General features: G+C 38.4%; 8 protein-coding genes. All 8 read left to right on the top strand.

The features are described 5' to 3' along the window. The first annotated feature begins 230 nt into the window (after positions 1–230). The 8 genes from scfB to E7A03_RS09500 all read left to right on the top strand — a co-directional run bounded on the left by scfB (position 231) and on the right by E7A03_RS09500 (position 10,047). Positions 231–1,640 carry a thioether cross-link-forming SCIFF peptide maturase gene (scfB, locus tag E7A03_RS09535; protein WP_316074080.1) on the top strand — a complete coding sequence of 470 codons (1,410 nt, stop codon included), beginning with the start codon at positions 231–233 and terminating at the stop codon, positions 1,638–1,640. A 35-nt stretch (positions 1,641–1,675) separates the two neighbouring features. Next, the gene (gene hypF / locus E7A03_RS09530; protein ID WP_004693321.1) at positions 1,676–3,955 is read left to right on the top strand and encodes a carbamoyltransferase HypF; all 2,280 of its coding nucleotides are present in this window, start codon (positions 1,676–1,678) and stop codon (positions 3,953–3,955) included. Between the two features lie 233 nt (positions 3,956–4,188). Next, entirely contained in the window at positions 4,189–4,440 is a 252-nt protein-coding gene (locus tag E7A03_RS09525) for a HypC/HybG/HupF family hydrogenase formation chaperone (RefSeq protein ID WP_004693324.1), read from the top strand. Then, complete coding sequence (gene hypD / locus E7A03_RS09520; protein WP_316074079.1) at positions 4,400–5,518, top strand: hydrogenase formation protein HypD; 1,119 nt, start codon at positions 4,400–4,402, stop codon at positions 5,516–5,518. The genes E7A03_RS09525 and hypD overlap by 41 nt, the downstream gene beginning before the upstream one ends. 1 nt (position 5,519) lies before the next feature. Further along, positions 5,520–6,527 carry a hydrogenase expression/formation protein HypE gene (gene hypE, locus E7A03_RS09515; protein ID WP_004693327.1) on the top strand — a complete coding sequence of 336 codons (1,008 nt, stop codon included), beginning with the start codon at positions 5,520–5,522 and terminating at the stop codon, positions 6,525–6,527. A 261-nt stretch (positions 6,528–6,788) separates the two neighbouring features. Further along, on the top strand, positions 6,789–7,235 hold the full coding sequence (locus tag E7A03_RS09510; protein ID WP_004693328.1) for a hypothetical protein: 447 nt from the start codon (positions 6,789–6,791) through the stop codon (positions 7,233–7,235). Positions 7,236–7,343: 108 nt separating this feature from the next. Next, positions 7,344–8,456, top strand: coding sequence for a hypothetical protein (locus E7A03_RS09505; RefSeq protein ID WP_004693331.1), 1,113 nt, complete (start codon positions 7,344–7,346; stop codon positions 8,454–8,456). Positions 8,457–8,493: 37 nt separating this feature from the next. After that, entirely contained in the window at positions 8,494–10,047 is a 1,554-nt protein-coding gene (locus tag E7A03_RS09500; RefSeq protein WP_004693332.1) for an LPS-assembly protein LptD, read from the top strand. The last annotated feature ends 12 nt before the right edge of the window (positions 10,048–10,059 follow it).

The following is a 10,059-nucleotide window of genomic DNA, read 5'->3' as shown; positions in this document are numbered from 1 at the left end:
TTGAACGTAGTGAAAGCCAGCGCCTTTAGACGCTGGCCTAGTACTACGGGCTTATAGCCCGTGAGCAAACCACCCGTTTTACGGGTGGTTCTGATTTATGTTTTAAAGACATACATTGTATAGTATATCTTTATGACTCTTTTTATAACGTTTAGTGTGGAAATGTGGTACAATTATCTAGAAAGTTCTATATACTAGAGCTTTTACCATACAAATCAATTGGAGGTACCATGTTAGAATTAAAACCAATGATCCATAAGTTTCGGATGAAGGATAGCTATTACTGCTTAGACGTAAATAGCGGTATTATCCATGTTATCGACGAACTCATCGATAGAGTTCTTGACATATATGATGGCACTAATCGCGATGCTGTACATGCTGCGTTAGATGCTAAAGAAGATGCAGTAGAACTAGATGAGATTATGGACGAGTTAGATGAGCTCATCAAAGCGGAGCAATTATTTGCACCGATGAGTAAAGAGTTTAAACTTGTAGTAGGTGAGAAACCTATTGTTAAGGCATTATGCTTAAATATTGCTCATGATTGTAATTTAGCATGTAAATATTGCTTTGCTAGTCAAGGGGATTACGGCGGTGTTAAACGAGAATTGATGAGCTTTGATGTAGCAAAACGTGCTGTGGACTTTCTTATTAAAATGAGTGGACCTCGCCAACATTGCGAAATTGACTTTTTCGGTGGTGAGCCATTGTTGAATTGGGATGTTGTTAAGCAAACGGTTGAATACATTGAATCCATTCAAGAAAAGCACAATAAGATATTTAAGCTTACGTTGACTACGAATGGTATGCTTTTAACACAAGATAAAATCGACTATGTAAACAAACACAAGATGAGTTTAGTTTTGTCTTTGGATGGTCGTGAATCCGTACATAATGCAATGCGTCCAGTAGCAGGTAGTGGTGCAGAGTCTTATAAATATATTGCTAAAAATCTTATCAACGCAGTAAAACAACGTCACGGTCTTGAATATTATGTACGTGGTACATATACTCATAAAAACTTAGACTTTACTAAAGACGTTATGGCAATGTCTGATCTTGGCTTTGAGCATTTGTCCATGGAGCCTGTTGTCGGTGAAGAAGGGGACTATGTGCTTCGTGAAGAAGATTGGCCAGCTTTAGAGAAAGAATATGAAAAATTAGCAGATATTTATTTACAACGCCAGTTAGAAGGCTGGGGTGAGAAGTTTAACTTCTTCCACTTCCGCATGGATTTATATCGTGGGCCATGTATGGCGAAACGCCTTCGCGGTTGTGGGGCAGGTCATGAATATATGGCAGTCGTACCTAATGGCGATATTTACCCATGTCACCAATTTGTAGGTAAAGATGGATATGTGCTTGGTAATGTGTATGATGGTTTACAAAATACAGAAATTCCTAAAGATTTCCGCAATACACATGTATTCTCCAAACCAACTTGTGCTGAATGTTGGGCGAAATTCTTCTGTTCCGGTGGTTGTCATGCTAACAACATTACATTGGGTGGCGATCTAGAAACACCTTATGAATTTGGTTGTCGTTTACAGAAGAAACGCATCGAATGTGCTATTATGATTCAAGCCGAATTAGAACAAGCTGGTATTGATGGAAGTATTCCTGTTGCATTAGGTTAATTACACTTGATTCTCCGAGTATAGTAGGAGTTTATATGAAACAAAATAGTAATCAAACTACAGAACGCTGGGGAATTCGCTATACCGGTATAGTTCAAGGGGTCGGATTCCGGCCCCTTGTTTCTATGTTGGCCCATTCCCTAGGATTAACAGGTTTTGTATATAATGATAGTCAAGGTGTGTATGTTGAAATTCAAGGTTTTCTAGGTGAATTGCAGTTATTTTTAGATGCTGTTCAAGAGGAGCAACCTCGTTTATGTCGTATTACTAGTCAAACTGTACAGCATCTTACACTTAATATGCATGAAAGTGATTTTGTTGTGCAGGCATCCCCTTTAGGTGAATCCGTGAGTACCTTTATTAGTGCTGATACTGCGCCTTGTAATGATTGCCTTAAAGAGTTACAACAAGATAAACGTAGAAAGGAATATCCTTTCATCAATTGTACAAATTGCGGACCAAGGTATACGATAATTAAATCTTTGCCCTATGATCGAGAACGGACGACGATGAATGAGTTCCCCATGTGTGAAGATTGTAAGGCTGAATATGAAGATATAGAGGGGCGTCGTTATAGAGCTGAACCAAATGCATGCTCTTATTGTGGGCCTCGTTATACTTTATACAAGCCAAATCGCACGGCTGTAGATATGGTAAATGTATGGAATACTACGCGGGAATTGATCAATGAAGGTAATATTATCGCTATAAAAGGTGTAGGAGGGTATCATCTTGTTTGCGATGCTAGAAATGATGCTGCTGTACAACGATTACGTAAGCGGAAGAATAGACCGCATAAACCATTAGCAATAATGGTGGGATCTCTAGATATGGCGATTGAGTTAGCACATATTAACGATGTAGAACTAGATGTATTAACGGGGATGGAACGTCCTATTGTGTTATTAGAAAGAAATCATAATAGTTCTGTTCGGTTAAGTCCTCACGTTGCACCTGACAATCATATGTTGGGTGTGATGTTGCCTTATTCACCGATGCATGAGGTGTTATTGCCCTCTGATGCAGCTTGGATTATGACCAGTGGTAACAGAAGTGGTGATTCCGTATTATATAACGACGACCAAGCGTTTAATGAACTAGGTGAGGTAGCAGACTATTTCCTCGTTCATAATCGTGAAATCTATGCTCCTCTTGATGATTCTGTGGTGGTGGTCATCAATAATAAACCTCGATTTATTCGTCGCAGTCGTGGCTATGTACCTGAGCCAATTCATTGTGACGGTTTAGAACAAACTTCGATATTAGCTATGGGCAGTGATTTGAAAAATGCGTTTGCTGTGAATAAAGGTAGTGAAGTTCTTGTAGGACCCCATATTGGAGATTTAGAGAATGCATCTACTCATAAAACCTTAGAATGGACCATTGAACGATATAAAAATTTATTTTCTATACAACCAGAAAAGATTATTATAGATAGTCATCCCCAGTTTTTCTCTTCTCGGTTAGGTGAAAGAATAGGTGAAAGTCTCCATCTTTCTGTTGTACCTGTTCAGCATCATCATGCTCATATAGCCTCTGTTATGGCAGAACACAATTTAAGGGGGCTGGTACTAGGAATTGCTATGGATGGTACTGGCTATGGACCAGATGGGACTATATGGGGGGGAGAATTCCTCCTTTGTAAAGGCAATCAATATCAGAGATTGGCACATATTCATGCGGCTCCATTGCCTGGTGGAGAAAAGGCTGTTTCTGAACCTTGGCGACAAGCCTTATGGTATATTCGTAATTATTATGGCGATGATATCCCTTTTGTATATCAAGAATGGATGAAAGAACTTCCAAAGGGATGGGAAATTTTAGATAAAGCATTACAATCTACGATGCCCATGATTCAAGCTACAAGCTGTGGGCGATTATTTGATACTGTAGGTGCTTTATTAGGTCTTGGTATGGTGCATAGTTATGATGCACAAATTGCCATTTCCTTAGAAACTCTATGTGGTGATGAAAAAGGATCACTACTTGCTTACAATTATGACGGACATATTCTTGATTTTACACCTACAATTCAATCTATTATGGATGGCGTTGTTCGTGGTGAATGTCGAGCTCATTTAGCCGCTTCATTTCATAAAACAATGGCAATCGCACTATGCGAAACGGCTGCAGACTTGATGGAGCGATATAATATTAGTGATGCAGCCATGTCTGGTGGTGTATTTCAAAATCGTAAACTATTAGAATTTATATATAAGACGTGGCATATAGGTAATTTATATATGAATGAAGCGGTTCCCTCTAATGATGGTGGACTTGCTTTAGGACAACTGTGGTTAGGAAATCAATTATAAATTGTCATATAGCTCTTATTCTTAGACAAATTTATTTAGTAATGTTTTGAATATTGTTTAATCTATGTGAGTGCCATAGCTAGTTTAAGTTCTAGTTGTTTGTGGCTACTATCACTAAATAATGAGTGTAACTGTGATACAATAATATTAATTTTATTCATATATTTCGGAGCTGTTTTATTGAAGTAAATGTATATAAAACTTGTTATAAATGATATAGATAAGGAGATAATATGTGCTTAGCTGTACCAGCGCAATTGATTGCTGTGAATGATGCTATTGGTACCGTTGAATTGACAGGTGCTACCCGTGACTGCAGCTTGCTCCTCGTACCAGATGCAAAGGTCGGGGACTGGTTGTTAGTTCATGCAGGTTTTGCTGTACAAATTGTTGATGAAGAAGAGGCTCAAAAAACATTAGAGGCCTTTAAGGAGTTAGAAGAACTTGAAGAAGCTTACTTTGCAGGAAAAGCAGCACACAGCTGATGCTTTGTTAAGGCGCATCAATGCGCTTCATAAGCCCGGTGAAACTGTGCGGCTTATGGAGGTTTGTGGTACGCATACAGTATCGATTTTCCGAGAAGGTCTTCGTCAATTATTGCCAAGTGGCATAGAACTTGTTAGTGGACCAGGATGTCCAGTATGTGTAACTGATCAAACCTATATGGATAAGGCTTTAGCCTATGCAGAACGTGAGGATGTTATTATTGCTACCTTTGGGGATATGTTAAAGGTTCCAGGTAGCTATAGTAGTCTCAATGAAGCTCAAACAAAAGGAGCTCATATCCATGTTATTTATACGCCTTTAGAGGTAATAGAACTTAGCAAAAAATATCCAGAAAAGAAAATAGTATTCTTAGCTATTGGCTTTGAAACGACTATTGCGATTATATGTGCTACTGTGAAAGCCGTTCACGCAGCAGGACTTAAGAATGTATTCTTTTTAGTATCTCATAAATTAGTGCCTCCAGCATTGCGTGCACTATTAGATAAACAAGAAGGTCATATCGATGGATTTATTTTACCTGGCCATGTGAGTGTTATTATTGGTGAAGAACCATACCGATTTTTGCCCAAAGAATACGGTATTCCATCTTGTATCGCTGGCTTTGATGGCTTAGAAATATTGTCTGCTATAGCTAATATTTTAGAGCAACGTGAGTCTGGTAATGTTGTGGTGGGCAATACGTATCATTCTGTAGTTATGCAGAAGGGAAACCCTGTAGCCCAAGCTATGATCGAGGAAGTGTATGAAGTATGCGATGATGTATGGCGTGGTATTGGTGTGATTCCTAACTCTGGTTTAGCATTAAAGGGGGAGTATGCAGCTTATGATGTAGAGCTTGCCCTTCCTATTAACTTGGATAAACCATCTCTTGATCCTAAAGGCTGTCAATGTGGACGTGTTTTGCAAGGCCTTATTAAACCGAGTGAATGTCCGTTATTTGGTAAAAGCTGTACCGCAGATCATCCGGTAGGTGCCTGTATGGTATCTGTAGAGGGTAGCTGTGCTGCATGGTATAAATATGGTTATTCTAGTGGTGGATCGACGTGGGAGGATTAATATGGAACGAGTTCGCTTAGTCCATGGTAATGGTGGACGATTTAGTCATGAGTTGACGGACCGTTTTATTTTGAAATATTTTACAAATGATTTATTGGCGCCCCTACACGATGGTGCCCAGTTTCCTGTTACAGCCGGGCGCATGGCCTTCTCTACAGATTCTTATGTGGTGCAACCTGCGTTCTTTCCTGGTGGTAATATTGGCAAGTTGGCTGTTTGTGGAACTGTGAATGATTTAGCCATGAATGGCGCGATACCTCAATATTTAAGTTGTGGTCTTATTTTAGAAGAAGGTTTGGCCTTTGAAGAGCTAGATGAAATTCTTCGCACTATGTCAGAAATGGCAAAAGCCGCAAATGTTCAAATTATTACAGGTGATACAAAGGTCGTTAAAAAGGGCGAAGTAGATAAAATCTACATTAATACTGCTGGTATTGGCATGATTCCAGATGGAATAGATATTGGTCCACATCGTGTGAAAGCAGGGCTAGATATCATTTTGTCTGGTGCTATTGGAGATCACTCCATTGCCGTTATGGGGCAACGGTTTGGGTTAGATTTATCTGACTCCTTAACAACTGACTGTGCACCACTAAATAAGATGGTTCAAGCAGTATTAGATAAAGTAGGAACTCAAGTTGCTTTGTTGAGAGATCCCACTCGTGGTGGCCTAGGTACCGTTTTAAAAGAGATCGCTGATCAGAGTCAAGTAGGCATTAAAGTTGAAGAAACGGCCATACCTATTCATGAAGAAGTGCAGTCAGTATGTAATATATTGGGGTATGACCCTTTATATTTAGCGAATGAAGGGAAAGTAGTTCTTATCGTTGAACCATCTGTTACGGACGAAGTTCTCAAGATTCTTCATAGTTTTGAAGAGGGAAGCGAAGCAGTTTTAATTGGTAAAACTTTAGATAAAAATATTGGTAAGGTTGGTCTACAAACGGCTATTGGAGGTGTTCGTTTGATTGATTTATTAGGTGAAGATCAGGTTCCACGAATTTGTTAAATTTATAATTAATAAAAGTAATTAAACTATATCATTTTGTTAATCTTTTTATTTCAATTTTTGAGCTTTCTAGATGTAGCTCGTATTAGATGTTGACACGATTTATCATTGATGATAGCATTAAATTAAGTTGCGTAAAATTCATTAAGAATTCATCGAAAATCTATATTATGTTAGTATCTTTATGTGTAAGTTCTTATACTTTCACTAGAATCTATGTATAGAATTTGTTAAAATATAAGTATCTATAGGAGGCTTATTATGAAAAAGAAGATTATTACAGCTGTTCTAGGGATTTGTTTAACTACAACTGCATTTGGTGGTATCTTGACAACTCAAGCTGGTGGACTTAGCAGCATTCTTGGTGGTGCAGCTAAAATTGGTGGTATCGGCATTGTTGTTAACAAATTTGGTCCACAAATTGACTCTTTCCTAAATAAATTATTGAAACAAAATAACTTGAGTACTGAATATACAACTAAAGTAGTTCCTATTATCAGTATTGGTACAAAAGGTTATATCGGTGCTGCTCAAGTTACTGGGCCTGCTTCTAGCATTGAAGAAGTTAAAGCTGTTGCTCAAGTAGAAGGTAGCTTTAATGGTATGGTTCGTGTAAAAGGCTTAGTTCCTGTTGATAGCACAAACCCAGTTGGTGCATCTCGTGTTCAAGGCGTAGGTGTATCTGCGATTATTGATTTGAAAATTTAATGGCCACTGAGCATATAAATTGATAGACTCAGGGAATAAGCACGGTCTTAGGCCCGTGCTTATTCTGTTGTATAACAGTTATACATTAGATACATTGTGGAGGAATTTATGAAGAAACAAGTACTTACACTTTTAATGGCATCCCTAATTTCAGGCACTGCATTTGCCGCTCCTGGTACAGTAACTGAAAAAACAAATGTTTTAGAAACTACTGTATATGGAACTGTACAAGATGGTGCTGTTGTGGACCGCATTAATCAACTTGATGAAACCGTGTATGGTACTGGTTTCAATGGTAATTCCGCAACATTGAGCAAACGTGTTGACTCCCTCTACAATTCTGTAGAAGGCAGTGGTACTAATATTTCTTTGCGCGAAGAAATGGATGCATTGGAATATACATATCAAAATAGCATTAACGCAGGATCTCTTGTAGACCGTGTAGAAAAGATGGAACGTAGCGTTAATGGTCGCATTGGTAGCGGTTCCTTACAAAAACGTATTATTTCTTTGAAGACAAAGGTATATGGTAGCAATGTGTCTCTTACTAACCAAGTAGGCACATTGTCTGGTAACCAAGTGTTCAAAGTGACTTTAAATGAAGCGGTTTCTTCTAAAACTAGTCGTGAAGGTGATACTGTATCCTTTACTGTTGCAGAAAATGTAATGGATGGCAATGTCTTATTAGTACCTGCGGGCACTGTAGGTTCCGGAACAATTACTTCTTTGAAAAAGGCTCGTTCCTTTGGTCGTAATGGTGCGTTAGATATTACATTTGATACAATCCCAGCTATTGATGGTACAGAATTTACTGCTGTACAAGGTAAAGAGGCTAAGGATAAAACTCGTAGTGAAGTTAAAGCAGCAGGTGCATCTGTGGCGGGCGCAGTTCTACTCGGTCCTGTTGGGCTTGTAGGGGGCGCTTTCATCAAAGGTAAAAATATTGAGTACCCAGCTGGTGCTACTGTATATGTACAACCTCAAGATTCCGTAACAATTCAAGGTCTTGTTATTGGTGGCGATGGTTTAGCTCATAGTGATGATGAATTAGCTGATGCTGTAACTGTACCTAATACAACAGGTGAATCTGAAGAATATGTAGAAAATAATGATACTGATGAAAATGCAGCTGTAGCTGAAGATGCTACAGCAGTTGAGGAGCCAGAAGAACCTGTAGAAAATGTTTCTCAACCTATCGTTGTTGTAAAGCGTAATCAATAATTAACAAATTCTTAAAGTAATAGGAGTTCTAGTAACCATGAGGAAACGTAAAGTACAATGGCTGGCAGCGGCATGTGTTTTTTGTTTAGCACAACCTGTATGGGCCGCTACTGAGTCAACTATTGTATATCAAGATACATTGGATAGCGTAGGTCAATCCTATGCAGGAGAAATTTCTAAAGCATCTACACCTGAATATAGTAATATCCGTGTTGTACGTCGTGGTGAAAAAGCGAAATCTGCTACTCCTGCTGAACAGTTGCCTACACGTATCGATGCTAACAAAATGTCTTATACTGGCTCTACAGGTGATGTATATGCTCAAGGCGATGTTGTGGTGTCTCAAGGTAATCAAACTTTGATGGCTCCACGTATTGAAGGTAATACTAAAACTACAGAGTATCGTACTGTTGGGGGCTATCGTTATTTGGAAGATGGCGGTAAAACAAAAGATATTACAGGTCAAAATATGACGTATCGCACTAGTGATCGTCACTTTGAGGCGGACCAAGCCATGGGATGGAGCGATCCCTATTATGTAAAGGGCAATAACGCCACTTTTGATGGTCAAATAGGCCATATGGAAAAGGGCATGGTAACTACAAAACATGCAATGGCTTTTGTTCATACTCCAGATTATCGTGTGGAGGGTCAAGATATTCAGGTATATCCTGGTGATAAAGTCGTTATTAAAAAACCATCCTTTTATATTAAAAACTTTAAAGTATTATCCTTGCCATCTTATACGACTTCATTGCGTCATGACAAAGAAGGCAAATTTAGTATTTTTTCCTTAATACCAAAACCTACGTATAGTAACGATGATGGTATTGGCTTACATGGTAGTACAGAATATCCTATCGGTAAAAACGGTGAAGCTTATATTGACTATCGTTGGTATTCTAAATCTGGTTTTAAACCTCAGGTGGGATATCGTCATTATTTACCTTGGGGGACTGCTTCTGTTGGGTATAGCAAGGAGTCTAATGAATATAATGATGAAACAGTATGGGTAGAAAAAATAGGTGAAGCTCGTTTGGATACTCATACATATCATGTAGGGAATTCTCCAATTACTGTACGTGGTGGTATTAATGCTGGTTATTGGAAAGAGGGTTCTGTAAAAGGTTCTCATAAAGAATATTATGCAGAAGTTTCTCATGATCCGATTAAGCTTGGCAAAAATGCTGATTTGCGCTTCTTAGGTGGTTACCAACGTGACTACTATGGCTATGATGGTAGTATCCGTAGCATGCCTTATTGGGGGGCTAGATTCCAATCTAAAGTTGGTAATCGTGCTAATGTATGGGTTAGCTATAATCAACGAAATATTACCTACAATAATTCACCTTATCGTTTTGATACGACAGAGCTTCCAAAAGAGCTTATTTATGGTGGTACCTATAAATTGACTCGCCTTGATGATATTTCTGTAAGTGTTAAGAATAACATGATGAGTGGGGATATTGATTCTGTCTATTATACATGGCATCGTGATTTACACTCCTTCGATATGTACTTAACATATAAAGATGGACATAAAAATAAAAATGATCAATGGAAAATTAAATTTGTAGGTAAAGACTTTTAGTTAGGAGAATAC

It is taken from the genome of Veillonella parvula (assembly GCF_032472435.1).
Taxonomy (GTDB): Bacteria; Bacillota; Negativicutes; order Veillonellales; family Veillonellaceae; genus Veillonella; species Veillonella parvula_N.
This window is presented reverse-complemented; position numbering and strand designations above follow the sequence as displayed.